Genomic DNA, 26042 nt, shown 5'->3' on the forward strand with positions numbered 1-26042 from the left:
AATGAGGGTAAAGGAACGTGATCTGAACCAAAATATTCCTTGTCCAACAACGCTTGGTAATTATCTTTGGAAAGATTTTCCTGATGAAAAAAAATGGGCAGATTGTGTGCACTGCGGTATGTGCTTAGAATCTTGCCCTACCTATGAACAAACCGGTGAGGAACAACATTCGCCTCGCGGACGTGTCTATCTCATTAAGGCGGTAGCTGAAGGTAAGCTGAATGTGAATGAACATTTTATGGACCCAGTTTTTGCCTGTCTCGATTGTCGGGCTTGTACCACTGCTTGCCCAGCTAATGTAGATGTAGGTGGACTAATAGAGGAGGCGCGTGGGCAAGTTCGACAAGCTATACCGCTAAAAGGGATGAAGAAAGCAGTAAATAAATTCTTTCTCCACGGTGTGTTTCCCCATCAATCACGCTTAAATACGCTTGGCGGTATTTTAAAATTTTACCAGAAGAGTGGGATGCAAAAGGTAGTAAGAAAAACAAAAATTATTAATGTTATGCCAAAGCATTTAGTTGAGATGGAATCAATTATGCCAAAAGTAACACAGTCCGTCCGAAGAAAATATAAAAATAAAACACTTATAAAAGCAAAAGGTGAAACCAAGCATGAGGTTGCATTGCTGACAGGCTGTGTAATGGATGTCATGTTTAGTGATATTAATGAATCAACCATCAATGTCCTAACAAGGAATGGAAATGATGTAAGCATTCCAAAAAATCAAACCTGCTGCGGAGCCTTGCACGTCCATGCCGGTGATCGAGACATGGGAAGGAAGCTGGCAAAGCAAAATATAGAAGCGTTTGAAGGGGCTGAAAAAATAATTGTTAATGCAGCAGGTTGCGGGTGCATGATGAAGGAATATGCAGAATTATTCCGGGAAGAACCAAAATGGAGAGCGAGAGCAGAGAAATTTGAAAATAAGGTAGAAGATATCTCGAAATATTTACATGACACAGGCTTTGTAAAGCCAAAAACAAGGGTTAATACACGGGTAACATATCACGATGCCTGTCATTTAGCCCACGGACAAGGTGTCAGACAGGAACCACGAGAACTTCTGTTGGATATACCTGGACTTGAACTCATTCCTATGCCAAATTCAGACCGCTGCTGTGGAAGTGCGGGGATTTATAATCTTACTAATCCTGAAATGGCTGATGCAATTCTCAAAAGTAAGATGGAAAATGTGCCAGAAGACGTTGAAATGATTTCGATGGGGAATCCCGGGTGTATGCTCCAAATGGCATTAGGAGTTCAAAAATATGGGAGAAATCAAAAAATTGTTCATACGGTTCAGCTTCTTGACTGGGCTTATCAGAAAGATGCTGAGCATGTGAAGGAGGAGAAGTCTCATGGCACCGAAAAAAATCAAAACCAATGACAAGCATATCATTAATCTCGCGGCCATAGTGGGTGGAGTGAAATCGATTTTATACCACCAAGAAGACTTACTAGCTTATGACTGTGATGGTTTTACCATCCATAAACATCTGCCAAAAGCTGTTGTATTTCCTGAGAATACGCTTGAAGTATCGGAGATTGTAAAATATTGCACAGTAAACGGACTCCCATTTCTAGCCCGCGGTGCTGGAACGGGGCTAAGCGGAGGTGCCATTCCTGTTAATGGGGAAGTAATTATTAGTATGGTCAGAATGAAAAGACTACTAAGTGTCGATCTTGAAAATCGAAGAGCCATTGTTGAACCTGGCTTTGTCAATTTAAAACTGACGAATTCAATCTCTGATAAGGGTTATTATTATGCCCCAGACCCTTCAAGCCAATATTGCTGTACCATTGGCGGGAATGTAGCAGAAAATGCCGGTGGGGCTCACTGCCTGAAATATGGTGTGACAACCAATCATATCCTTGGCCTAGAAGTGGTATTACCTAATGGAGAGATCATAGAAATTGGGAAAAATGGGATTGCCGACGAACCAGGTTACGATTTGCTGGGATTAATAACGGGATCAGAAGGAACTTTGGGGATAGTAACGAAAATAACTGTGCGCATTCTAAAGAGTCCCGAAGGAAAACAAACGGTTCTTGCCTATTTCGATAAGGTAGAAGATGGTAGCCAAGCCGTTTCAGATATTATTTCTGCGGGAATTGTCCCTGCCGCACTTGAAATGATGGACAAAATAGCTATTGAAGGTGTTGAGGCAGCAGCGTTTCCTGTGGGGCATCCCAAGGATATAGAAGCAGTCCTGTTGATTGAAGTGGACGGAATTGCGGCAGGAATTGAGGAACAAATCAACCAAATCTTGGATGTGTGTAAGAATCGAAATGTACGAGATGTACGTGCAGCAAAGGATGAGGAAGAAAGGGGAAAATGGTGGGCAAATCGCAAAACAGGGTTTGGAGCGATGGGTACTATTTCACCGGATTATCTAGTTCAGGATGGTGTTATACCTAGAAGTAAGCTTCCTGACGTTTTGCGTAAAATTAATCAAATTAGTGAAGAATCTGGTTTGCGGATAGCTAATATTTTTCATGCAGGAGATGGTAATCTTCATCCGTTGGTTCTTTTTGATGCTAAAAAGCCAGGAGAAATCGAAACAGCAATTTTAGCTGGAAGTGCCTGTTTAAAGGCTTGTGCCGATGTAGGCGGAACGATTACAGGCGAGCATGGTGTCGGAATTGAAAAACGGGAAGAAATGCGCTTTGTATTTAGTGACGAAGAAATTATCGCCCAGACAAATATTCGTGAAATTTTTAATCCGCACAACCTATTAAATGCAGGAAAATTATTTCCTGCTCCAGGGCGCTGTGTGGAAATAAAACAGGAGATGGAGACTTCATAAGTTATGTTTAGAGTAAAACAAAAAAAAGTGAAGAAACAGAACTTCACTTTTTTTGTTAATTTCGATTACATTTTATAAAAGGTCATTAAGTTCAGTATCTGAATAAACAGCAATTAATACAACAGCCTTACCTTCCCCAATGTTTTTGACCGTATGCGGCACACTGGCATTCCAACTGAAAGAATCGCCTTCCTCTAATATGATTGAGTCCTCTCCTTGTTCAGCCAAAATCTTTCCAGCTAATACTAAATGACATTCTTCCCCTTCATGAGCATGGGCATCACCAATGGAGGCGCCTGGCGGAAACTCGACACTCCTTAAACTTAAACCACCCATAGAGCTAATATGTTCAACGTTCAACTTATTATAGTTAGTCGTCGTTCTACCATCTTTTCTTACCACTCGCATTTGTTGTTTCTTTTCCAGTAATAAGTAGGGTAAGGGAACTCCTAAATAACTTGCAATTGTTTGCAGGGTACTAATCGATGGGGAGGTGTTATTGTTTTCGACATTGCTTATAAATCCTTTAGAGAGTCCGGTACCTTCACACATTTGAGCAATTGTAATTTTTTTTCTGTTTCGTATCGCACGGATTTTTGACCCAATATCCAGTTTAATCACCCTTTTTGTTTCCTAATATAGAACATAATTATATATTAGCAAAAATATTGTTGACAATCCACAAAATATCTTGTTATTATATAGACAACAAATATTCGCATTAGAAAACAAGCGAATTTTTTTGCGCTAATGTTTACGAATATGAATCTTTATTTTATATAAGGAAATAAAAAGAAAGGATGATAATGTTGAACTCACCGATGATCTACGAGCTTCGTCAGCCCAAACAGTTTGATCCAGATAAAACATATCCTGCACTGTTTTTAATGCATGGAATGGGCAGTTATGAACAAAACATATTGTCTTTGGCAGATGGCTTAGAAGATCAGTTTTTCATTTTTAGTATTCGCGGTCATCTATCTCAACCGCCTGGTTTTGCTTATTTCACCATTCAAGGATATGGGAAACCTCATCGGGACGCTTTTGATCAAGGAGTAAATAATCTTATTAGCTTTATTGACTATGCTTCTGAAAAGTACCCCTTGGATAGTAAGCAGTTATACCTGCTCGGTTTTAGCCAAGGAGCGATTCTTTCGATGACACTAGGATTAACATTAGGAAATCGCATAAAGGGAATTGTCGCCCTTAGTGGTTATCTACCAGCCTTTGTTAAGGAAGAATACGAAATAAAACCAGTCAATCAGTTATCAATATTTATTTCTCATGGTGAAATGGATCAAGTTCTGCCGTTCGAGTGGGGAGTAGCAAATAATGAGTATTTTCTTGGATTAGGAGCAAATGTATCTTTTGAAACGTATCCGGATGGGCATACCGTTTCATTAAAAAACCACCAAGACTTTACAAAATGGCTTTTAGATAGCTTAGAGAAAAAATAAATAAAATATTAATTAAATTTGGAGGAATAATAATGATAAAAAAATACGAAGCAGGTACATTAATTTTACGGGTAGTTTTAGGTTTAACTTTCTTTATTCATGGTCTAGTCAAGTTCCAAAGCGGAATTGAAAATATCGCTGGATGGTTTGATGCAATTGGTTTACCGGGATTCTTGGCATACGGAGTAGCCTTGTTAGAAATGGTTGGAGGAATTGCCTTACTAGTAGGTTTTGGAAGCAGAATCGTGTCTGCATTGTTAGCATTATTAATGATTGGTGCGACATTAAAAGTAAAATTAGCAGTCGGCTTTATAGGTGATGGAACAATGGGAGCAGGTTATGAATTAGATTTAGCATTTTTAGCAATGGCGTTATTTATTGCAATCAATGGCAGCAAAATGCTTGCGCTAGATCAAATTCTTTTCAAAGGACAAAAATCGTCAAACTAAAACATTATAGATTATAGGTAGAAAAAAGGGGGCAATAACATGTTACCATCGTTCTTTATCGCTCATGGTGCACCATTAATTGCTGTTGAAAATAATGAATATACCCAATTTATTAATCAGTTAGGGCAATCCTTGCCGCGTCCAAAGGCGATTATCCTGTTTTCAGCACATTGGGAGTCTAGAACTCAAAAAGTTAGCGAAGTCGATACCTATGACACCATTTATGACTTTGGCGGATTCGATCCTGCTTTATACACGATCAAATATCCTGCAAAAGGGGATCAGCAGATTTCACAGGAAATTAAAGATTTGTTCACGGCCAATGGTGTCCCGTTCGAAGTGGAAAGCAAACGTGGTTTAGATCATGGTGCATGGGTTGTCCTCCGATTACTTTATCCAGAAGCGGATATTCCTGTTATTGCAATGTCTGTTAATCAGCAGCTTTCACCAGCGGAACAATATAAAATTGGGAAATCTTTATCCGCCTTGCGTGAAAAGGATGTTTTAATTATTGGCAGTGGTGGTACTGTCCATAACTTACGAATTTTAGACTGGGCAGACAATGGTAAGATCCAGCAATGGTCCCTTGAGTTTGATGATTGGTTAGCCCATCATTTGCATAATTGGGATATAGATGCAGTATTCGAGTATGGAACTTTAGCGCCTAATGCAGAAATTGCCGTACCTCCATATGGAAAAGAACATTTTATTCCATTACTTTATGCGATGGGGGCAGCAGATATTAGCCGCAAAGCTAAACTGCTCCACCGAAGCTATCGTTATGGAACCCTTAGTCATAGTGTATGGCAGTTTGGATGAGCATAGGAAGTAAATTATCAAGAAAACACCAAAAGATATCGTTTGGTGTTTTTTACTGTTATGTATAAAAAGTTGAAAGCAAGCTGTAGTTTTTGATATAATTATGCGGTTAATATTTTAAACTATATATAAAGTAATAATTATTTTAAAAAGTAGTAAGGTGGTCTTTATGAATCAAGAATATAGAGTGTTATTGTATTATAAATATGTAACCATTGAGAATCCTCAAGAGTGTCGGGATGAGCATTTTCAATTTTGCACAGAATTAGGGTTAAAAGGTCGGATTCTTATTGCAGAAGAAGGCATTAACGGGACGGTCTCAGGTACGATAGAGCAGACGGATGCCTATATGAAGTTTATGGAAGATCATCCGCTTTTTTCAGGTACGATTTTTAAAATTGATGAAGCTACCGAGCATGCATTTAAAAAATTGCGTATCCGTGTCCGCCCAGAACTAGTTACCTTACGTCTTGAAGACGATATTGATCCTAGGGCCAAAACAGGTAAGCATTTGAAGCCAACGGAATTTTACGAGGCAATGCAAAGAGAAGATACGGTTGTTATTGACGCCAGAAATGATTACGAATTTGATTTAGGCCACTTCCGAGGCGCTGTTCGACCAGAGATCACTAATTTCCGCGACTTGCCGGAATGGATCAGGGAAAACAAGCAGGAATTTGAAGGTAAGAAGATTCTCACTTATTGTACTGGGGGAGTTCGTTGTGAGAAGTTCTCTGGCTGGCTTCTAGAAGAGGGTTTTGAAGATGTCGGACAACTAGATGGTGGGATTGTCACATACGGTAAAGATCCTGAAGTTCAAGGTGAATTATGGGATGGGCAGCTATATGTGTTTGATGAGCGCATCAGTGTACCGATTAACCGGAAAGAGCATGTCGTAGTCGGTAAGGATCATTTCACTGGCGAGCCTTGTGAGCGTTACGTGAATTGCGCCAACCCAGCATGTAATAAAAAAATCCTCTGTTCCGAAGAAAATGAACATCGCCATTTACGAAGCTGTTCCAATGAATGTAGAGTTCACCCAAGAAACCGTTACGTGGCAGAACATTCATTAAGTGAAGAAGAGGTAAATGAAAGATTAATGAACTTACAAAAATGAGAAAAGGCTGTACCCTCGTTGTTTTTTGAGAGTACAGCCTTTCCTTATTTTTTCGCAAGATTTCCACGTGATTTCGTAAGCTCTTCAAAAATAGCTGCCGTTAAGCTGTGAGGTCCGGATGAATCATGACCAGCCTCCCATAGCATCATACCTCCGAAGCCGCGATCAAGGGCTAACCCAGTCTTCTTTTGAATGGTGGTAATACCATTATAATGGTAGGTCGTACCATTCATGTTTACCGTATCACTCGTCGCATTCGCGGGGTTATTGTTAATAATTGCTGCATAAGAAACCTGTTTAATAGAAGCATCTTCTGGTTGCGCATAAAAAGGGACGCCTAAGACGAGTTTTTCTTTTGAAAGATTATGTTTCTCGAATAGTCCTGCCCAATAGTTTACGATTTTCTCTGTAAACGGATAGGGTGATAAATTGGCAGCGTTGTAGCCGCCATCCCACTGGCCATCATAGGCCATAATATTGACATGATCTACATGCTGAAACATCGTGGGCTCATAGACAACAAAGTCCGTTACCGTACCTGTCCCAGAATGGATCTTCGAATACACGGCAATAGAAAGCTCTTTCCCATTTGGATGAAGCTGATCGCTTAGCGCTTTCGTAAAAGCAGCCAGGTTTTCTGCATCTGCCTTAGAACGTGGATGTTCAAAATCAATATCAATTCCATCTAGCTTTTCACGGTCTACCATACTAGTAAGCTCGTTCACTAGCTTTGTTCTAGAGTTGGGGTTACTAATCGCTGTTTTAAAATAGTCGTAGGATTCTCCGCCGTTAATGTGAAACCAACCACCAACAGCTAAAATAACTTTTGTATCATGTTTTTCTGCTTTTGCAACCATAGCCCGCAAATTTTTGATTGCGGAGTCACCATTAAGCAATATATCGCCTTCCTTCGTCGGGTGGGCAAAGGAAAATATCACATGTGTGAGTTTTGAGTAATCTACCATTTCTGGATCACGAAAATCCTGGACATAGCCTATTAAAACCTTTGAATCTTCTAATTCCATATTTGGCGCATCCTTTGGCTCAAGCTCTTTAGAAGATTTAGGTGCTTCATTTACTTTTAGCGCATTTGTTACTTTCTGTTCGCTTTTTGATGTTAAAAATACTCCTGTAAAAATTCCTCCAGTAAAGGTAAGCAGGATTACCATGGTAAGGAGGAGACTTCGTTTCTTCATAATCTACATTCCTCCTAAGAATTCTTTCCCTACAAATTGTAACAAAATAAAAGAGAGATTGAGATGGTAAAATCACCCGTTCTAGATGACAACGAATCTATCAATAGTTAATAGTTGTCATAATATCTCGATTATTGTCTAATTATATTAAAGACTTACAATTAAAGGAGATACTTCTGTGTGGATTGTTGGAATTGGAGTTATATTACTATATAATCTGTTTATTTTTTATATTGGCTATAATATTTGGGTTTGGCTTAAAACAATAAGAGGTGAGAAACGGGGTCTTAAGTACTTCTTTTGGTCCGTCCTAATTCTATTTGCTTATTCCTTCATTTTTGGTTTTTGGATTGAGGAGAGTCTTTTCATTACATGGATGGGTGCAATATGGCTATCCCTATTTTATTTCTTAGTGTTGTTGCTTCCAGTGGCAAATCTCAGCCTGTTTTTAAGAAGATTTACGAAGATACCGAAGGAAAAGGCAGTCAAGTGGATTGGTATCAGCACAGTAATCGTCATCATTTGTTCGTTTACCTTTGGGGTATTTAATGCCTACAGTCCTGTTTTTAAGACGTACCAAATTAATATTCCAAAACAAATTGTAGGAAAGCAGGATCTGAAAATTATCATGGCGTCGGATATGCATTTTGGAGACCTTGCTGGCAGCGGTCAAGCAAAAAAATTGGTTGAACAAATCAATGCAAAAAATCCTGATATTGTCTTGTTCCCAGGAGATATTATCAATGATGATGTAACACCCTTTCTTGAGGAGGGAATTCCAGATATTTTGAAACAAATTAATGCACCTGTCTATGCTTCATTAGGTAATCACGATCGCGATGATGTCGACCTTGTACAGGTGTTTAATAACAGTGGCATGAAAGTGCTCGATGATGATGTACTTGTCCTTCCTGAGGGGATTACCTTAATTGGGCGAAAAGACAAGGGCTATCAAGATGTAAAGAGAGCGGAGTTACCTACATTAATGAAACAGGTTAATCTAAATACTCCTGTTGTTTTACTTGAGCATCAGCCATATGATCTAGATATTGCTGCAGAAAATGGTGTCGACCTAATTCTCTCAGGTCATACTCATCGCGGACAAGTGGCACCAGGTAATCTTATTACCAATATGTTATTTGAAAATGATTGGGGTTACCTGAGGAAGGAACAACTACAATCCATTGTCTCTTCAGGTTTTGGTTTTTGGGGACTGCCACTAAGGATTGGAACTCGTTCCGAAATCGTTGAACTCAATGTAACTTTCAATCAATAACAGATCAAAATATTTTTTAAAAAGTACCGATTTGGTACTTTTTTTATTTGGTAAAGGATTTACTGTCATTCAATTGAATTAATCATATAAAATAGTAATAAAGCGCATGGTTATGAAAGCGCTTTATTGAAGGGAGACCGTAATGGAAAAACTAACCCCAATGGAAGTTCAGGAAAAGTTACCTGGTATTCCGAACTGGAAGCTAACCGATGAAAAATGGATTGAACGAAAATATCGCTTTCTTGATTATTTAAATGGTATTGAGTTTGTTCAACAGGTGGCAAATCTTTCCGAGAAGGCTAATCATCACCCTTTTATCTCGATTGATTATAAGTTGGTAACCTTAAGGATATCTTCATGGAATGCGAAAGGTTTAACTGCATTAGATTTTGTATTGGCCAAGAAATACGATGAGTTATATTTACAGATAAAAAAGTAAATGTTTTTGTGGAGGAGAGATCATATGGGGGAACTAAACTTGCAAGTAAGAAGGATTCCTAGACATTTACAGAAATACGTTGTTGATCAACAATACGAAAAATACACACCCATTAATCATGCTGTATGGCGTTATGTTATGAGGCAAAATCATAACTTTCTTAAAGATTCAGCCCATTCCGCCTATATTGGAGGTTTGAAGTCATCGGCGATTTCCGTTGAGAAGATACCAAATGTAATGGATATGAACAAGGCGTTAGCTCCTTTTGGATGGGGGGCAGCAAATATTGATGGTTTTATCCCAGGAGTGATTTTTTTCGACTTCCAGGGTAATGGGATATTACCAATTGCCTCTGACATTCGTAAACTTGAAAATATTCAATATACTCCCGCACCAGATATCATTCACGAAGCGGCAGGCCATGCTCCGATTCTTTGTGAGGAGAAATTTTCTGAATATGTGAAACTTTTTGGTAAGATTGGCTCGAAGGCACTTGCTACGAGTGAGGAGCATGAACTATTTGAAGCCATTCGCACTTACTCGAATTTACTTGAAAGCGGCAAAGTAACAAAAGAAGAAATTGATGCGGCAAAAGCTAACTTTGAAGAAAAACAAGCAGCTGTAACGCAAATTTCTGAAGCCGAACAAATTTCTCGTTTATATTGGTGGACGGTCGAGTACGGGCTGATTGGAACGGTCGATCAACCGCAAATATATGGCGCCGGACTCCTTTCATCTGTTGCAGAAGGGCGGAGCAGTTTAACAGCCTCCGTTAAAAAACTTCCATTTGATCTTCAAACGGTCATTGAAACGGGCTTTGATATAACTAAGCCGCAGCCACAGCTTTTTGTCTGTGATAGTTTTGAGCAGTTAATTGAAGCGGTTAATGAGTTTGCGAGTAAGATGGCCTTTAAGGTCGGGGGAACAGAAGGACTTGATAAAGCACTGCGCTCGAATCATACTGCCACCATTCAGTATTGCTCGGGTCTTCAGCTAACTGGAACCTTAAGTCGGATTATTAAAGACGCGAAGGGTGAAGCGGTTTACATTAAAACAGATGGTCCTTCTGCATTAGCGTTTGATAATGAAGAACTAAGTGGACATGGAAAAGCAACACACCGGGATGGTTTTGGTGCTCCTATAGGTAAACTGGTAAATATTCAAAGACCGTTAGAGAATTTTGCTGATAATGAGCTTACTAGCCTTGGTATTGAGCTAGGGAAAGAATGCACCCTAAATTATGAAAGCGGAGTTGGACTAAGTGGCATTCCAACTAAGCTCGTTCGAAAGAATGACAAATTACTCCTGATCACGTTTACAAATTGCACCGTTTCATTAAACAATGAAGTGTTATTCCAGCCTGAATGGGGTTCATATGATTTAGCGATTGGCCATAAAATCATGTCTGTCTTTGCTGGTGCTGCAGATTCTGAACATTTTTATGAGGATTTAGAAGAGATAGAAACGAAAGCATTGGTTACAGAGGAGTTATCTCCGTTAGAACAATTGTATGGACAAATTAGAACGATTCGTGAAAATGGCAGCAGTGAGTTAAAAAAGGACCTTTTAGCAGTAATTAATGTACTAACAAAGAATTTTCCTGAGGACTGGTTGTTAAGAATAGAGGTTATAGAACTTTTAGCAAAGCTCGATATTTTGGCAGAAAAACAGGAATTACTTAAAGCCCAGCTAGAAAGAATTAAGCATCTACATGAGGAATACTCGGTTCTAATCGACAGAGGACTGATGCTGGCAACCTACTAATTAACGGGGCATGGTTATTAATAATAACCTGCTATTTGAAGTCAAAAAGGCGAACACCTTGGGTGCTCGCCTTTTGTTATGGTTTCAATGTAATTTATATTATTGAAAATAAATACTACTTGTGATTCCAATCACAAACAGCGATATTTATTCATGTTACAGTTGTTATGAGAAATATTCTCACTTGTATTTATAGATTCAACCATTGCAAAGGAGAATCCCTATGAGCGAAATCATTAATAACCGAGAACAAGTAACGACTAATAATACTGAACGGAAAGAAATACTTAGACAAATTTTTAAAGATCTCCATAACGGCAAGAATATTGATGAGGTAAAAGCCCACTTTAACGCATTAATCGGTAAAATAACAATTGATGAAATATCTCAGCTTCAACATGATGAGATGGAAGCAGGGGATCTTTCGATAGCTGAAATGCAGCGCATTTATCATTCGCACAATGAACTTTTTAAAGGTTCGATTGAAGTAATGGATCATATCCAAAAGCTTGAAGATCAACCAGGGCACCCGGTTCATACATTTAAACTTGAAAATAGAGAACTTGATAAGCTAGTTACAGAGAAGCTTCAAGTCCACCTGGACCTATTTGTACAGGAAGACACAAGTGAGAATGTGTACAAGCTTATTGAAGATATAAATCTGCTATTAGACATTGATAAACATTTTAGCCGTAAAGAGAATCTAATCTTCCCATACCTAGAAAAGTATGGTATATATGGCCCGACAACTAATATGTGGCGCATCGACGACTTTATTCGCGATGCAATTAAAGATGCAAAACAAAAATTAACAACTTATAAGGGTGATAAACACCCAGTTATCGAAGTGATTACTTTCATCATTCGTGAAGTAACCGGAATGATTTACAAGGAAGAAAATATTCTTTTCCCAATGGCTCTAAAGAATCTAACTGAAGATGAATGGGTGAAAATTGCCAATGAAAGTGATGAAATTGGCTTTTGTCTGACGGGTCCTGCTGAAGAGTGGAGACCAGGCAGAAAGGCAATTGATGAGAAAGCCATCTCTGAAGGATATATTAAGATGGAAACAGGAATTTTATCATTAAAACAACTTGAATTATTTTTAAACCATTTACCTGTTGATATCACATTTATTGATCAAGATGATGTTGTCCGCTACTTCTCTCATGGAAAGGAAAGAATCTTTGCCCGAACGAAAGCGGTAATTGGCCGCACCGTTCAAAACTGCCATCCGCCTAGAAGTGTCCATGTTGTTGAAGAATTATTGGCTGACTTTAAAGCTGGCAGAAAGGAAACCGAAGATTTCTATATCAAGTTCCGTGATAAATATGTATATATCCGTTATTTCGCTGTCCGTGATGAGAATGGACAATACGTAGGAACACTAGAGTTTACCCAAAATATAGACCCGATTCAAGCGATTGAAGGGGAAAAGCGTATATTAACTTAAACCATGTTGAGACAGTCCCAGATTAGCGGGGACTGTTTTTTTGTGTTAAGTTTGGTTAAATATGGGGAAACTTAAAGAAATTGCGGAATTAGGTGAAGAGAGATGAAAATATTATGCATTGATGGCGGCGGAATTCGAGGTGTTTTTGCGATAGAGATCTTACAAGCAATGGAAGAGGAATTCCAGCAACCGATTGGTGACTTATTTGATGTGGTTGCTGGGACAAGTACAGGTGCAATTATAGCTGCTGCCGTGTCTTTGAATAAAAAGATGGATGAGATACAAGAAAGTTACAAAGTCTATAGCTCAAAAATTTTTAAGCCACAGGCAAAGCTTGGCCTATTTAAGACTGTATATAGTGACCGCCATTTACGCTTATTATTAAAAAAGGCATTTGGAGAATTAACACTTGATGATATAAAAAAACCGCTACTTATTCCAGCAGTGGATATTACCCATGGAAAACCATTTATACATCGTTCAAATTTCGGGCATCATGAGAATACTGATTTATCGATTAAAATTTGGGATGCAGTACTTTCTTCCTGCTCAGCACCTGTCTATTTTCCGCCTAACAATGTTGAGAATCGCTATTTATCCATTGATGGTGGATTATGGGCTAATAACCCTTCTTTAGTTTGCCTTACGGAAGCCATCTATGGATTCGAAACAGGTTTGGAAGATATTAAAATACTATCGGTCGGGACAGGATTGCAAAAAATTGATTTTACCAACGTTAATGGAGAACACTGGGGTGTAAGAAAGTGGCTTCCATTTCATTTCCCATCGATGAGAATCACTCCAAAACTTCTCGATTTAGCTCTTCATTTATCATCGGAGTCGGTCTCTTATCATTGTCAACTTCTTCTAAAGGAGCATTACCTTCGAATCAATGAGGAATTAGGTGAAGAAATTCCTTTTGATGATGTGAACTTTATCGAACAACTCAGTGAATTAGGGAGAAAGGTTTACAAAAAGCGGCGAGCTGAGATTATTAAATTTATAGAACAATAAATATAATCTGACTCGAATTGTTCGTATAAAATCAATTAATCTCTGCTGCTGCTTGTAGAATTGTTTCTTTGTCTGTTGCTGAAGGGAATTTGTAATCATCCTTGTATTTTTCAGACCCTTTTCCTGTAACAATAAGACCATCACCGTTATCTAAAAATTTTAGTGCATGTCTAATCGCCAAGGTTCTGTCATCAATAACAGCTACATTTGGATACTCATTACTTAATTTCCGAAGATCGTCTAGCATCGTTTCCTTCTCCACGCCATTTAAATCATCTAGCGTTAAAAATACTTGCTTTGCTAACCTTTGGCTTATTTTAACCATTGCTTCTCTCTTAGAAATATCTCGTTTTCCTCTAAACCCAAATACATGGTATACATCCTGTTCGATACATTCTTTTGCTGTACTCAATGCATGATACAGTCCATCAGGTGTATGGGCATAATCCACAATGGCCTTCGAGTTATTGGGAAGGTTGATTATTTCAAATCGGCCAGGCACTCCATTGAAGGCCTGTAAGGGAGGGATGATTTCCTCTGGTAAGAACCCTAATTCTCTCGCACAGAAATAACTGCCAAGCACATTATAAATATTATGCTTGCCAACGATATTTAATTGAAGAGTAAATTCATTTCCGTGGTCCTCAAGGACAACTTGTGCTTTTGGAGCAGTAACCATGCTTTTTATTGAAATTGGCCCTTTTACCTCCTTATGACAATAGGGGATTGCAGGTATCAACTCTTCTGCAAGTTCTGCGTTTAACCGTTCACCCCATGGATTGTAAGCACCAATGATTGCTTTCCCGTCTTTTTTTAAGTATTGAAAGAGCTTTTTCTTCGCTAAATAATAATCCTCTAAATTTGAATGATAATCCAGATGTTCATGACTCAGGTTTGTGAATAACGCATAGTCAAACATCGAACCGGCCACACGGTACTGGTCCAATCCATGTGAAGATACCTCCATAACTACATATTCATCATTACTTTCATGCAATATTTTTTGAATAGAAATGGTATCAGGAGTGGTTAATGTAGATTGGTGCTCGACGCCGTTTAAGCTGTAAACAACGGTTCCTAATAATGATGAAGTTTTCCCGTTATAGGACAATATTTCATGTATTAAATAAGCGGTGGTTGTTTTTCCATTTGTTCCAGTTATACCAATCATTTTGTGTTTGTTTTGAGGCATTTGATAAAAAAAGTTGGTTAGCGTAAATAACACTTCTCTTGTGTTATCCACATGATAGTAGGGAGTGGGAATTTGATCTGTGATAACTCTCTCCCCAATAATAGCAACAGCTCCACGATCAATCGCTGATTTTATAAAGTGATGCCCGTCAGATTCAAAACCTGGAACTGCAACAAAAAGATCTCCATGATTAACTTTTCTGGAATCTGACTGGATTCCATATACTTCAATACTTACATCACAAACCAAGCCAACTTGCTCAAGCAATTTATGTAAAGTAATCTTCATTAGTTTAACCTCAAGACATAAATTATGGACATTTTCTCATCTTATAGTTTCAAGCATATGCCAGTGAAATATACGACAAATATGCCTATTCAAAAAAAAAGCAACCCACTTTGTGGATTACTTAAATAAGTTATATTAATGATTTTACATATTCGTGAATCATTTCAACCGTAACGTTTTTTCTCGTTGGGATGATTCGCAGGTTTATCCGATTCATTTTATTGGTCACTTCATTGATTTTATCCGTGGAGAAGGGTTCGCCAATTTTACATAACTCTACAACTTCCTCAATATAGCTTTCACGTTGTTGATCTAGTGCCAAAAATTCTTGATACGTTTTGTTTTGATTTTCTGCATGTTTAATTAAATCCTTATGTACACCCATCATTTCACTCCTCGATAATGTATGTTAATTTATTTCATTTTATTTATCTCTTCCGTAACAATGAATGCTAGCTCGTCGTTCCCAAATAGTGATAGAACACCGAGTAATGTTTGATCAGAAATTTCACCTGATTCTTCCTTGGGCACTACTAATTCAACGGCTTCCTTTAAGGCGTGGTTTGCGGACTGATTGGGATAGGCCCGTAAATAAAGTTCTTCAGGGTTAAGGTCATGGTTGATACACCATTGGGCAAATATGAGGATCATCATTTTTTCTTCACCTTGATAATTTTGAATGATCTTTTCTTCTAATTCTTTTGAATTCATTTTAGACACTCCTCAGAAAACGTCATTAATCTATTATAAAGGATTTTACTTACAAGTAGTAGAATGTAGGTGTTTTTTATACGAATAAAAATAAGGCTATTAAACATAGCCTCGAAGTCTAAATAATTCCTTGTTTAAAGTAAGGTAAGCAGTGACCCTCCGACTGCTCCAGTAACAACAATTATCCATGGGGGCAGTTTCCAAAATACTAGCATACTAAATAGAATGGCAGCAAAAGCAAAGTCAAGGGGAGTTATTATGGCACTTACCCAAATAGGAAGGTAGAATGCTGCAATTAATATCCCGACAACGGCTGCATTTACACCCATCAATGCACCCCCAATTTTAGGATTTCGGCGTAATGTATTCCAAAATGGTAAGGTGCCTACAATTAAGAGAAAAGCTGGTAAGAAAATCGCTATAGTCGCAACTATTCCGCCTTTCCAACCATTCATGACTGTACCTAGGTAGGCAGCAAATGTGAACAACGGGCCAGGTACAGCTTGTGCAGCACCATAGCCTGCTAAGAATTCTTCCGCACTAAGCCAACCAGTGGGTACAAATTCACGTTCAAGCAAAGGTAAAACGACATGGCCACCGCCAAAGACCAATGAACCTGACCGATAAAAGCTGTCAAACATGGCAATCCAGTCCAAAGAGGTTAGTTCTCTAAATATAGGTAAAAGCAAAAGTAAACCAAAAAATAAGGATAAGCATATCATTCCAAAAACGCGAGAAATAGGAAAATGGATGTTTGAGTCTTTGGTTTCCGATTGTTGTTTATACAGTTGAAAGCCAATCATTCCTGAAATGACAATAACCCCAATTTGAGTAAAAGCGGTCTGCCACAATAGCGTGCCTACTAACGCAAATAAGGCAATTGCTTTTCTATTTAAATCTGGAGTAAGTTTTTGGGCCATTCCGATAATTGCATGGGCGACGACTGCTACAGCAACAATTTTTAACCCATGAATCCATCCAGCGTCGCCGATTTCAAACCTCTTAAGAATAAGAGCAAATAGGATTAATGCGATAACGGAGGGAAGTGTGAAACCAATAAAGGAGACAATTCCGCCTAATAATCCTGCTCGCATGACACCTATCCCAATGCCTACTTGGCTACTGGCTGGACCAGGTAAGAACTGACATAAAGCAACTAAATCAGCATAGCTTTTTTCGTCCATCCATTTTCTTCTCCGAATGTATTCCTCATGAAAATACCCTAGATGAGCGACAGGTCCTCCAAATGATGTAAATCCAAGTCTAGTGGAAACGAATAAAATCTCCATAAGTGACTTGAATCTTTTATTCGAATGATTTTGATTCATAACGTTCACCCTTTTCATTTACCTTGATATACGATAGTGGGATTATAACATTAGATCAGTGTTTACCAACAGTCCATAGAGCGAATTAACAGAATCTTTACAATAGTTATTCCTCCTATGTTTTATTTCAGCTATAGAATTACTTTTTCAATGAATAGAGTAGGAATTTGATACACCAATAATGAATGTATATGTAATCGGATATAGGAGGATATGAAATGATGGAAAAATTATTAAGGGTAGGAACAACCTATCTGCCTGTTACGAATGTCAAGCTTTCTTCAGAATGGTATGTCAATAAATTAGGTGCAGAATTAAGCTATCTAGATGAAGATAAAGCGATTGTTAATTTTGCAAACCAAAGTTTTTTTCTCGTTAAATCAATCAAAAATCAAAATTCCAACTTTTATGATATTTATGGTACTGAGAGGTTTTCCATGACATTTGAAGTAAATGGATTGAATGCTTTAAATGCGATTTACAAAGATTTTATCGCAAAAGATATGAAAGTGGGTGAAATCGAGGATAGGGGTCATGCAGGTAGAAACTTTGTCTTTTATGACCTAGATGATAATATGTTTGATGTCTGGAGTGAATTAAGTCCCTTATTTAAAAAGATTTAAACTGATTAAAAGTAATGGAAGTGGAAAATGTGGAAAGAAAAATTCAAAAAACCATACCAAACTTATGGGTTAACAGGGATAGGATGAATGAAAAAGGCTACCAGTTGGTAGCCCATTTTATGTAAAGCTAACCAATTAAAAAGGATAAAAAATATATGTAATAATACCAATGCCAATCCCAGTTAGTGCACCGAAAAAGACTTCAGTAGGCTGGTGTCCTAATAACTCTTTTAATTTTTCTCTCGACTCTCGTTTCTTTAAATTTGGGTCTTTAAGAGTATCAATAAGACGATTGAAATCTGCTAACAAGGTATTTAATATCTCTGCATGATATCCGGCATGTCTTCTTACCCCCATCGCATCATGCATAACGATCATGGAAACTACCGCACAAATGGCAAATTGATTTGAATGAAATCCTGACATTAAACCAATGACAGTTGTTAAAGAAATAATCATGGCAGTGTGTGAGCTTGGCATTCCGCCAGTGCTAAACATTAGATTCCATTTCAATTCTCTGGAAACAATAAAGTGAATGGGGATTTTTACAAATTGTGCGATCAACATCCCTAAAAGAGCTGCTAAAATTGGCGCGGATAAAAACATGTTAACCTCCTTTGAACAAAACGAGCTTCACAATTAGTTTGATATGTCTTTTCATTGTACCTCAAATTTCCAAATTAATTCTATATTGTATCTCACTAAAATGAAATAATTATAGAAATTACAAGTTTTTTTTCTCACGTTAATTCTGTAATCTAATATTTCGGGAGTAGAAATAATATGATAGTATTGGTCTATATATGAAAATGGAGTGATACGAATTATTATTGAGAGATGGAACAGTGTACAGGTGTGGGAACGAAATTTATGGGTACTTTGGATAGGAGTTTTTTTTACTTCGGCTAGTTTTTCTATGGTCATCCCATTTTTACCCATTTTTTTACTTCAAATTGGTGTCCATGAGCACACAGAGATATGGTCAGGTGTGTTATTTAGCGCCGCATTTTTTGCGGGTGCAATTGCTTCACCTTTTTGGGGGAGGGTTGCTGATAAATACGGAAGAAAGCCCTTATTAATTAGAGCTGGATTAGCTCTCTTTGTTGTTTATACATTAACAGCTTTTGTCACCAATCCTTATCAACTGTTAGGATTACGAATTACTCAGGGGTTGTTAAGCGGATTTATACCTGGTGCGATTGCTTTGATAGGTACAAATACCCCTAATAATAAAATTGGATATTCTTTATCGATGATTTCTTCTGCTTCGGCGTCAGGAGGGATTCTTGGACCATTACTAGGGGGTGGAATTGCATCCTTGGTTGGCAATCGAATCGCATTTGGGAGTGCTGGATTATTTGCACTGATATCCACACTTCTTGTTATTTTTCTGGTTACGGAGGAAAATTTCACTCCAAGTAAGGAACGCGGATCGATTAGAAATGATTTTAAACTTGCGCTGGCCAACCGCCCGTTTATGCTTGTCATTGGGCTTACGGCAATTACTGCGTGTTCCGTTATGACGATTGAACCTATTCTTCCATTATATATTGTTGAACTTGGAGGTTCTTCTGAACATGCTTCGTTAATAGCGGGTATTGTATTCTCACTTCCCGGGATAGCAAGTGTCATATTTGCCCCTTTTTGGGGGAAATGGGCAGACAAAGTAGGCTTTCAGAGAGTGCTTTTCATTGGGTTAATGGGTGGTGGACTGGGTTCAATTGCTCAGATTCTCTTTAGCCAAATATGGGGGTTTTCGATTAGCCGTTTTATTTTTGGTGTGTTCTTCTGTGCCGTTTTCCCTGCCTTAAATGGTCTCGTAGTAAAGACAACAGCGGCGGATTTCCGTGGAAGAGCATTCGGTTTAAATCAAACCGCTACCCAAATAGGCGGTATGATTGGTCCAATCATCGGAGGGGTTATAGGAGGGTTTTTTCCGGTTCAAATGGTGTTTATCGTTACGGGAATCCTGCTTTTAGCAGCTATGGGTATGGCCTATATAAATGCCAAAAACCTTAATAGGGCAAAAGGGACAGAAGTATCACATCCGAAAGCAGAGTAGTATTAATAATAGGGGTAAGAGGATGATACCAAAAGGGTTCATCCTCTTATTTATTTTAGTTGAATTTTTCATCTGGGACTGTTTAAGGTTCATATATTTTAAAACCATACATACATTTACATTAGGGAGACAAGCAGGCGAGTGGGTAAAAAAACCTATAATAAAGGAGAAAGGTATAAATGAATGGAGTTCCTAAATGAAATAGTAAATAGTTATGGGACATTTTTTTCAGTTGATGCATTTGTAAAGGTGTTTTCTGAACCTGCAAACTGGGGAATAATTGGTACTCTTATCATACTTGAAGGGTTATTATCAGCGGATAACGCTCTAGTTTTAGCTGTTATGGTCAAACATCTACCAGAAAAGCAGCGAAAGAAAGCACTGTTCTATGGTATATTTGGTGCCTATCTATTTCGAATATTAGCGATAGGAATTGGGGTTTCTTTAATTAATATTGCTTGGATAAAAATAGTTGGCGGTCATTATCTTCTTTGGATTGTCTTTCAAAACTTTGTTAAGAGTGGGGATACAGAAGACGGAGCCAAGAAGGTTAAAATGGGATTCTGGCGAACGATTTTAGCAGTGGAATTATTGGATATCGCGTTCAGTATTGACAGTGTGATTGCAGCATTTGGGGTGTCGAATCAGGTGTGGGTTTTATTTATGGGTGGCGTATTAGGTATCCTTATGATGCGTGGGGCCGCACAATTATTCCTTGCACTAATTGAGAAAGTACCTGAATTTGAAACAACGGCGTTTATTTTAATTGCTATTATTGGTGTAAAAATGATTGCTGGTCCGTTCGGATTTGAACTGAATCAAGCAGTATTCTTTAGTATTTTAATCACAGTTTTCCTTGGGACATTTATCGTTCATGCATTCAGAAAAAATCCAGGTAATCCGAACGTCTAGAAAAAATCCATCTTAGTCTATTCTGACTAAGGTGGATTTTTTGAATATTTATGAAAAATAAGTTTTAATTAAAGAGTAAAATCAGATAAACATACTAGACAGACAGGGAGAAAATTCATGAACCAAGAGGGATTTATCGAAGTTAACGGAGGCAAGGTTTGGTATCAAATACATAATAAGAATTCTAAGGAAACGCCGTTAATTATTTTACACGGCGGTCCAGGATCTTCTAGTTTTTCGCTGCAGGGACTTAGTGCCTTGGCTGGAGACCGTCCGGTTATTTTATATGATCAATTAGGTTGTGGCAGGTCGGATCGGCCAGTGGATAGGTCTTTATGGAAAATCGAACGATTTGTTGAAGAGCTTGCGCAAATAAAAGCAGCATTAAAACTTGAAGAAGTACATATTCTCGGTCACTCTTGGGGGACGACGCTAGCGGCAGCCTATTGTTTAACTAAGCCCAACGGTGTGAAAAGTGTTATTTTTTCAAGTCCATGTCTTAGTGCTCCACTATGGGAGCAAGACCAGGCAAGAAATATTAAAAAACTGCCGAAAGAAGTACAAGTAACCATTAAGCGTTGTGAAGAAAATGGGACGACCAATTCCGCGGAATTTAAAGAGGCAATTGGTGAGTTTAATAAACGATTTGTATGTCTGCTGGACACAGAACCGGACTCCGAATGGTTAAAACAAGGATCTCAGTATCGAAATCCGGAAGTTTACAATATTATGTGGGGTCCATCTGAATTTTCGGTGAGGGGAAATCTTAAGTATTTTGACTGCACTGACCAACTGAATGAAATCACTTGTCCAACCCTGTACACCTGTGGTCGTTTTGATGAGGCTACTCCGGAATCAACAGAGTATTTCAGCAGTCTTACACCTAATTCTAAGTTTCATGTGTTTGAAAACAGTGCCCACATGGCATATTTCGAGGAGAAAGAGGAGTATATAAAGGTAATGGGAGATTTTCTAAAATCAGTAGATTCTATATAGGTGGGTAATGGAACCTGGTTGAACAATAGGGAAGCCTGGTAAACAAAGTAGCCAATCAAGGGTATTGGCGACCGAACACAAGCTAGTGGGAGCCACCCGGTAGTCATTCGGAAAAACTGAGGCAATCGGAGCGAAGGTAAACACTATTGAAGGATGATGTTTGATATAATAATATTATGTAAACTGTATTACATGAAAACAGGGTCACTAATTAGTGGCCTTTTCGTGTATCGCCATCTTGAATACTTTAAAAGTCTTTACTTGAGAAAACTGTGTTAAAATCAGGATATTACTTGTAATTTAGAGGAGACCTCGAATATGAATATCCAAAAAGCAACCGTAAATGAACTAGATAGTATAGTAGAACTTTTTGATATGTACAGGGTATTTTATGAACAGAAATCTGATATTAAAGCCGCAAAGTTATTTTTAAATGAAAGGTTACGAAACGAGGAGTCTATTATTTTTATTGCCAAAGACGCCGAAAATACAGTGGGTTTCGTCCAACTTTATCCCGTCTTTTCATCAGTCAGTATGAGACGAACATGGCTCCTAAATGATTTATACGTAAGAGAAACAAATCGTGGCAAAGGTGTGGGAGAGAAATTAATTAAAACGGCGATTGATTTTGCGAAAGAAACAGGAGCAAAAGGGGTTTCTCTTGAAACAGGGCAGGAAAACTCATCGGCACAAAGACTCTATGAAAAAATTGGCTTTGTAAGAGAGTCAAATTATTTTTACTATTTTTCCATATAAACAAGAGCTCCTTTCAAGGTATTGATAGAAGGGTTAACTGGTGGTATCCTCAATACTATTATCTGCTAAACATCTACTATAAGGTAACATTCAAGGAAGGAAACACAATGAATTTTTTGGTAACCGAAAAAAAAATCAAGCAACTATGTGGAGAAACGGCTTTTAAAAAGGGCAGGGCCTATTATCGGGCTGGAAAGGTGAGCTTTGAAAGTTATAACGAGGATAGTACTATCTTCAAAGCAAGTGTAAAGGGTGATACCCTCTTTCACGTCACGATAAAAGACGGCCAAAATGGCGCAATTAAAGGCGAATGCACCTGTCCAACCTTAGCTTCTTTCAACACATACTGCCAGCATGTTGCAGCCGTTCTTCAGTGTGTACACGATTTACAGGAGCATGGCAGTTCATCATTTAGCTTTTCATCAAACCATACAAACGAAAATGCTGAAGCAAGACCTGCCGATACTCTAAATCAGCAACTGGCTAATAAAATGCTAGGATTGTTTAGGAAAAGTACAATTAGACCGAGTGCCAAGCAGTTACATTTCGAAACAAGGGAAGTTCTGCAAATGGAATTCATCTGTACACCTATTCCTCTCAATAAGGGAAGGTTTATGTTCGGAGTGGAAGCCAAGATTGGTCCTATTTTTATTAATATATTAAGTGATTTTCTTGAAAAGATTGACCGGAGAGAACCCTATATTTTATCAAATGATTTTATCTACCATCCAGAACGACATAGCTTTCAAAATGAAACAGATTTAGTGCTCCGAAAATTATTGATGATCCATCACAATGAACAACTGTACATGGAAATTGGAAAGTATTCTTCCTCCAATAATAATCGAATGATATTGGTTTCACCATCATTTTGGGAAGACCTCTTTCCATTGCTTTCGGCTGCCCCATACGTAAAATTTCAGCATGATGGTTATTCTGCAAACGGAATCTATTTATCTAACGAACCAATCCCGCTATCCTTTGAGTTTAAAGAATCATTACAAAATGATTTCAAAAGCTATCGATTAGACGTAAAAGGGTTAAATCAGTTAACTGTAATGAAGGCGTATGGTTATGTCCTATTTGAAGGGAAAATCGTAAAATTACCAGCGGAAGATTGTAATCGACTGGCAGAACTAAAGCAAATGCTGGAGGATTCCGGTGAAGATAGTATTGTAATCCGACATGAACAAATCGAACCATTTATTGATACGGTAGTGCCTGGTCTAATGAAAATAGGGCATGTTCGAATACCACAGACTGTAACGAAACAGTTGACTAAAACTCCACTGAAAGCGAAATTGTTTTTAGATCGGGTGAAGAATCGGCTGCTTGCTGGTCTTGAATTTCACTATGGGAACATGGTAATTAACCCTTTGGAAGGTGAGCAAAAATTATCTTCAGCTTCTCCTAAACTGGTGAGAGAAGGGGATAAGGAGCAGAAAATCCTCCAAATGCTGGAGGAAAGTTCATTTACCAAAACTGAGGGCGGTTACTTTATGCATAACGAGGAGGAAGAATACCATTTCCTGTATCATGTTGTTCCCAGACTTAAAAAATTAATCCAGATATATGCCACAACGGCTGTGAAAATACGAGTCAATACTGGATATATAGGCCCGAAGATTAAGGTAAAAGTTGATGAACGCACAGATTGGCTTGAATTTCGGTTTGATATAAAGGCAATCCCTGAAGCTGAGATTCAAGACCTGCTAAAGTCAATTGAGGAAAAACGTAAATATTATCGTATGCAAAACGGTTCATTGGTATCATTGGAAACCGATGAGTTTCAAAAATTGATCCTTTTCATGAACGAATTGAATGCCTCTGGTGAGGATTTGATGGGAGAGGGAATACGCGTTCCTTTAATCAAAGGAATCCAACAGATTGATGCTCTTGAGGAAGGAAACCTCCTAAGTGCAGGGCAGACTTTCCACCAATTAATTAAAAATTTGCAGAACCCTGATAACTTGGAGTTTGCGCTACCGGATAGATTAAACACAGTTCTAAGAGATTATCAAAAATATGGTTTTCGCTGGTTGAAAATGCTGGCAAAGTACAAATTTGGCGGTATTCTAGCAGATGATATGGGACTTGGAAAAACACTTCAAAGTATCGCTTTTATCGTTTCTGTTCTCTCTGAAATTCGTGAAAAGCAGCAGCCGGCGCTGATTGTATGTCCTTCTTCGCTTGTATACAACTGGTTGAACGAGTTAAAGAAATTTGCACCGGAGATTCAAGTGCTAATTGTTGACGGCAATAAAGCAGAACGAAATGCACTTCTGAAGGATACTACTGTGATAGACGTAATTATTACCTCGTATCCAATTTTGCGCAGGGATATCAGTACGATTTACGATAAATCCTTTCATACGTTGTTTTTGGATGAGGCACAGGCCTTTAAAAATCATACAACCCAGACGGCAAAAGCAGTGAAAAAAATTCAAGCAGATTACCGCTTTGCCCTGACAGGAACGCCAGTTGAGAATTCAATCGAAGAACTTTGGTCCATTTTCAATGTGGTTTTTCCGAATTTATTGCCGGGTCGAAGGGTTTTTCAGGAGTTGAGGCGTGAAAACATTGCCAAACGGGTACGCCCGTTTATACTTCGACGTTTAAAGGAAGATGTACTTAAAGAACTTCCAGAAAAGATTGAAACCATTCAATCTTCGGACTTGGTTGTTGAGCAGAAAAAGTTATATGCTGCCTATTTAGCAAAACTGAAACAAGATACTTTGAAGCATTTAAACAAGGAGTCATTCCAAAAAAATCGGATTAGAATCCTGGCAGGTCTAACAAGACTCAGGCAGATTTGCTGTCATCCGACACTATTTGTTGAAGACTATCAGGGAAGTTCAGGGAAATTTGAGCAACTGCTGGAAATTATCGAAGAATGCCGCAGTACAGGAAAGCGGATGTTGATTTTTTCACAATTCACCAAAATGCTGGATCTTATCGGTAGAGAATTAATAACTCAAGGATTGCCATATTTCTACTTAGATGGGCAGACTCCATCATCCGAGCGTGTGGAATTATGCAATCGATTTAATGATGGTGAACGGGATATGTTTCTGATTTCCTTAAAAGCCGGAGGGACAGGATTAAATCTAACAGGAGCAGACACTGTCGTTCTTTATGATTTATGGTGGAACCCAGCGGTAGAGCAACAGGCTGCCGACCGTGCTCATCGCATGGGTCAAAAAAACGTCGTTCAAGTAATAAAGCTCGTCGCACATGGAACAATTGAAGAGAAAATGAATGATCTTCAAGAGAGAAAAAAGCATCTGATTGAGGAAGTTATCCAGCCTGGTCAGGAGCAAATGTCGGCTTTTACCGAGCAAGAAATAAGAGAAATTTTGTTAATGTAATGAGAAAAAGCT

Annotated in this window: 24 protein-coding genes; 17 read left to right on the top strand and 7 right to left on the bottom strand. The window is 38.3% G+C overall.

What is annotated here, in order from left to right:
• Nucleotide 1: 1 nt before the first annotated feature.
• A complete protein-coding gene (locus NSS81_RS25575) occupies nt 2-1390 on the top strand; it encodes a (Fe-S)-binding protein (RefSeq protein ID WP_342431418.1) in 1389 nt (462 codons plus the stop codon).
• A complete protein-coding gene (locus NSS81_RS25580; RefSeq protein WP_342431419.1) occupies nt 1362-2810 on the top strand; it encodes an FAD-linked oxidase C-terminal domain-containing protein in 1449 nt (482 codons plus the stop codon). Before NSS81_RS25575 ends, NSS81_RS25580 begins: the two co-directional genes overlap by 29 nt.
• Nucleotides 2811-2882: 72 nt before the next feature.
• Here the strand turns inward: NSS81_RS25580 and NSS81_RS25585 are convergent, their stop codons facing one another.
• The gene (locus NSS81_RS25585; protein WP_342434144.1) at nt 2883-3422 is read right to left on the bottom strand and encodes an XRE family transcriptional regulator; all 540 of its coding nucleotides are present in this window, start codon (nt 3420-3422) and stop codon (nt 2883-2885) included.
• A gap of 209 nt (nt 3423-3631) precedes the next feature.
• Between NSS81_RS25585 and NSS81_RS25590 the strand changes: the two genes are divergently transcribed.
• From NSS81_RS25590 to NSS81_RS25605, 4 genes are all read left to right on the top strand, one after another.
• Nucleotides 3632-4267 (top strand): alpha/beta hydrolase, encoded by a 636-nt coding sequence (locus NSS81_RS25590; protein ID WP_342431420.1) that lies wholly within the window; start codon nt 3632-3634, stop codon nt 4265-4267.
• Between the two features lie 32 nt (nt 4268-4299).
• Entirely contained in the window at nt 4300-4716 is a 417-nt protein-coding gene (locus NSS81_RS25595; RefSeq protein WP_342431421.1) for a DoxX family protein, read from the top strand.
• A gap of 39 nt (nt 4717-4755) precedes the next feature.
• Nucleotides 4756-5535, top strand: coding sequence for a class III extradiol ring-cleavage dioxygenase (locus tag NSS81_RS25600; RefSeq protein WP_342431422.1), 780 nt, complete (start codon nt 4756-4758; stop codon nt 5533-5535).
• A gap of 169 nt (nt 5536-5704) precedes the next feature.
• The gene (locus NSS81_RS25605; protein ID WP_342431423.1) at nt 5705-6652 is read left to right on the top strand and encodes a rhodanese-related sulfurtransferase; all 948 of its coding nucleotides are present in this window, start codon (nt 5705-5707) and stop codon (nt 6650-6652) included.
• Between the two features lie 44 nt (nt 6653-6696).
• Here the strand turns inward: NSS81_RS25605 and NSS81_RS25610 are convergent, their stop codons facing one another.
• Entirely contained in the window at nt 6697-7848 is a 1152-nt protein-coding gene (locus NSS81_RS25610; RefSeq protein ID WP_342431424.1) for a glycoside hydrolase family 18 protein, read from the bottom strand.
• 178 nt (nt 7849-8026) lie between these two features.
• Between NSS81_RS25610 and NSS81_RS25615 the strand changes: the two genes are divergently transcribed.
• The 5 genes from NSS81_RS25615 to NSS81_RS25635 all read left to right on the top strand — a co-directional run bounded on the left by NSS81_RS25615 (nt 8027) and on the right by NSS81_RS25635 (nt 13794).
• The gene (locus NSS81_RS25615; RefSeq protein WP_342431425.1) at nt 8027-9124 is read left to right on the top strand and encodes a metallophosphoesterase; all 1098 of its coding nucleotides are present in this window, start codon (nt 8027-8029) and stop codon (nt 9122-9124) included.
• 142 nt (nt 9125-9266) lie between these two features.
• Nucleotides 9267-9563 carry a 4a-hydroxytetrahydrobiopterin dehydratase gene (locus tag NSS81_RS25620; protein WP_342431426.1) on the top strand — a complete coding sequence of 99 codons (297 nt, stop codon included), beginning with the start codon at nt 9267-9269 and terminating at the stop codon, nt 9561-9563.
• Nucleotides 9564-9587: 24 nt separating this feature from the next.
• Complete coding sequence (locus NSS81_RS25625) at nt 9588-11327, top strand: aromatic amino acid hydroxylase (RefSeq protein ID WP_342431427.1); 1740 nt, start codon at nt 9588-9590, stop codon at nt 11325-11327.
• Between the two features lie 223 nt (nt 11328-11550).
• A complete protein-coding gene (locus tag NSS81_RS25630; protein ID WP_342431428.1) occupies nt 11551-12780 on the top strand; it encodes a DUF438 domain-containing protein in 1230 nt (409 codons plus the stop codon).
• Nucleotides 12781-12882: 102 nt separating this feature from the next.
• Complete coding sequence (locus NSS81_RS25635) at nt 12883-13794, top strand: CBASS cGAMP-activated phospholipase (protein WP_342431429.1); 912 nt, start codon at nt 12883-12885, stop codon at nt 13792-13794.
• A 31-nt stretch (nt 13795-13825) separates the two neighbouring features.
• On the opposite strand, the gene NSS81_RS25640 is transcribed toward NSS81_RS25635, so the two are convergent.
• The 4 genes from NSS81_RS25640 to NSS81_RS25655 all read right to left on the bottom strand — a co-directional run bounded on the left by NSS81_RS25640 (nt 13826) and on the right by NSS81_RS25655 (nt 17313).
• Nucleotides 13826-15274 (bottom strand): UDP-N-acetylmuramoyl-L-alanyl-D-glutamate--2,6-diaminopimelate ligase, encoded by a 1449-nt coding sequence (locus NSS81_RS25640; RefSeq protein WP_342431430.1) that lies wholly within the window; start codon nt 15272-15274, stop codon nt 13826-13828.
• 130 nt (nt 15275-15404) lie between these two features.
• Entirely contained in the window at nt 15405-15659 is a 255-nt protein-coding gene (locus NSS81_RS25645; RefSeq protein WP_342434145.1) for a DUF2533 family protein, read from the bottom strand.
• A gap of 29 nt (nt 15660-15688) precedes the next feature.
• Complete coding sequence (locus NSS81_RS25650; protein ID WP_342431431.1) at nt 15689-15985, bottom strand: hypothetical protein; 297 nt, start codon at nt 15983-15985, stop codon at nt 15689-15691.
• Between the two features lie 134 nt (nt 15986-16119).
• Nucleotides 16120-17313 carry a chromate transporter gene (locus NSS81_RS25655; protein ID WP_342431432.1) on the bottom strand — a complete coding sequence of 398 codons (1194 nt, stop codon included), beginning with the start codon at nt 17311-17313 and terminating at the stop codon, nt 16120-16122.
• A gap of 218 nt (nt 17314-17531) precedes the next feature.
• Between NSS81_RS25655 and NSS81_RS25660 the strand changes: the two genes are divergently transcribed.
• The gene (locus NSS81_RS25660) at nt 17532-17936 is read left to right on the top strand and encodes a VOC family protein (RefSeq protein WP_342431433.1); all 405 of its coding nucleotides are present in this window, start codon (nt 17532-17534) and stop codon (nt 17934-17936) included.
• 135 nt (nt 17937-18071) lie between these two features.
• Here NSS81_RS25660 and NSS81_RS25665 read toward each other — a convergent pair whose 3' ends face one another.
• The gene (locus NSS81_RS25665) at nt 18072-18542 is read right to left on the bottom strand and encodes a divergent PAP2 family protein (RefSeq protein ID WP_342431434.1); all 471 of its coding nucleotides are present in this window, start codon (nt 18540-18542) and stop codon (nt 18072-18074) included.
• Between the two features lie 223 nt (nt 18543-18765).
• Here NSS81_RS25665 and NSS81_RS25670 point away from each other — a divergent pair, with 223 nt between their 5' ends.
• From NSS81_RS25670 to NSS81_RS25690, 5 genes are all read left to right on the top strand, one after another.
• Nucleotides 18766-19998 (top strand): MFS transporter, encoded by a 1233-nt coding sequence (locus NSS81_RS25670; RefSeq protein ID WP_342434146.1) that lies wholly within the window; start codon nt 18766-18768, stop codon nt 19996-19998.
• A 183-nt stretch (nt 19999-20181) separates the two neighbouring features.
• Nucleotides 20182-20910 carry a TerC family protein gene (locus tag NSS81_RS25675; protein ID WP_342431435.1) on the top strand — a complete coding sequence of 243 codons (729 nt, stop codon included), beginning with the start codon at nt 20182-20184 and terminating at the stop codon, nt 20908-20910.
• Nucleotides 20911-21027: 117 nt separating this feature from the next.
• On the top strand, nt 21028-21906 hold the full coding sequence (locus NSS81_RS25680; protein ID WP_342431436.1) for a proline iminopeptidase-family hydrolase: 879 nt from the start codon (nt 21028-21030) through the stop codon (nt 21904-21906).
• 318 nt (nt 21907-22224) lie between these two features.
• Nucleotides 22225-22662 (top strand): GNAT family N-acetyltransferase, encoded by a 438-nt coding sequence (locus NSS81_RS25685; RefSeq protein WP_342431437.1) that lies wholly within the window; start codon nt 22225-22227, stop codon nt 22660-22662.
• Between the two features lie 107 nt (nt 22663-22769).
• A complete protein-coding gene (locus NSS81_RS25690) occupies nt 22770-26030 on the top strand; it encodes a DEAD/DEAH box helicase (protein ID WP_342431438.1) in 3261 nt (1086 codons plus the stop codon).
• The last annotated feature ends 12 nt before the right edge of the window (nt 26031-26042 follow it).

This window comes from Neobacillus sp. FSL H8-0543 (assembly GCF_038592905.1).
In the GTDB taxonomy this organism is placed as follows: Bacteria; Bacillota; Bacilli; order Bacillales; family Cytobacillaceae; genus Neobacillus.

Bases quoted from the DNA above. Each gene is read 5' to 3' on its own strand.
- NSS81_RS25660 (WP_342431433.1), top strand. From the start codon at position 17,532: ATGATGGAAAAATTATTAAGGGTAGGAACAACCTATCTGCCTGTTACG.
- NSS81_RS25645 (WP_342434145.1), bottom strand. From the start codon at position 15,659: ATGGGTGTACATAAGGATTTAATTAAACATGCAGAAAATCAAAACAAA.
- NSS81_RS25685 (WP_342431437.1), top strand. From the start codon at position 22,225: ATGAATATCCAAAAAGCAACCGTAAATGAACTAGATAGTATAGTAGAA.
- NSS81_RS25650 (WP_342431431.1), bottom strand. From the start codon at position 15,985: ATGAATTCAAAAGAATTAGAAGAAAAGATCATTCAAAATTATCAAGGT.
- NSS81_RS25575 (WP_342431418.1), top strand. From the start codon at position 2: ATGAGGGTAAAGGAACGTGATCTGAACCAAAATATTCCTTGTCCAACA.
- NSS81_RS25600 (WP_342431422.1), top strand. From the start codon at position 4,756: ATGTTACCATCGTTCTTTATCGCTCATGGTGCACCATTAATTGCTGTT.
- NSS81_RS25595 (WP_342431421.1), top strand. From the start codon at position 4,300: ATGATAAAAAAATACGAAGCAGGTACATTAATTTTACGGGTAGTTTTA.
- NSS81_RS25620 (WP_342431426.1), top strand. From the start codon at position 9,267: ATGGAAAAACTAACCCCAATGGAAGTTCAGGAAAAGTTACCTGGTATT.
- NSS81_RS25690 (WP_342431438.1), top strand. From the start codon at position 22,770: ATGAATTTTTTGGTAACCGAAAAAAAAATCAAGCAACTATGTGGAGAA.
- NSS81_RS25605 (WP_342431423.1), top strand. From the start codon at position 5,705: ATGAATCAAGAATATAGAGTGTTATTGTATTATAAATATGTAACCATT.
- NSS81_RS25580 (WP_342431419.1), top strand. From the start codon at position 1,362: ATGGCACCGAAAAAAATCAAAACCAATGACAAGCATATCATTAATCTC.
- NSS81_RS25680 (WP_342431436.1), top strand. From the start codon at position 21,028: ATGAACCAAGAGGGATTTATCGAAGTTAACGGAGGCAAGGTTTGGTAT.
- NSS81_RS25625 (WP_342431427.1), top strand. From the start codon at position 9,588: ATGGGGGAACTAAACTTGCAAGTAAGAAGGATTCCTAGACATTTACAG.
- NSS81_RS25635 (WP_342431429.1), top strand. From the start codon at position 12,883: ATGAAAATATTATGCATTGATGGCGGCGGAATTCGAGGTGTTTTTGCG.
- NSS81_RS25675 (WP_342431435.1), top strand. From the start codon at position 20,182: ATGGAGTTCCTAAATGAAATAGTAAATAGTTATGGGACATTTTTTTCA.
- NSS81_RS25640 (WP_342431430.1), bottom strand. From the start codon at position 15,274: ATGAAGATTACTTTACATAAATTGCTTGAGCAAGTTGGCTTGGTTTGT.
- NSS81_RS25630 (WP_342431428.1), top strand. From the start codon at position 11,551: ATGAGCGAAATCATTAATAACCGAGAACAAGTAACGACTAATAATACT.
- NSS81_RS25655 (WP_342431432.1), bottom strand. From the start codon at position 17,313: ATGAATCAAAATCATTCGAATAAAAGATTCAAGTCACTTATGGAGATT.
- NSS81_RS25665 (WP_342431434.1), bottom strand. From the start codon at position 18,542: ATGTTTTTATCCGCGCCAATTTTAGCAGCTCTTTTAGGGATGTTGATC.
- NSS81_RS25610 (WP_342431424.1), bottom strand. From the start codon at position 7,848: ATGAAGAAACGAAGTCTCCTCCTTACCATGGTAATCCTGCTTACCTTT.
- NSS81_RS25590 (WP_342431420.1), top strand. From the start codon at position 3,632: ATGATCTACGAGCTTCGTCAGCCCAAACAGTTTGATCCAGATAAAACA.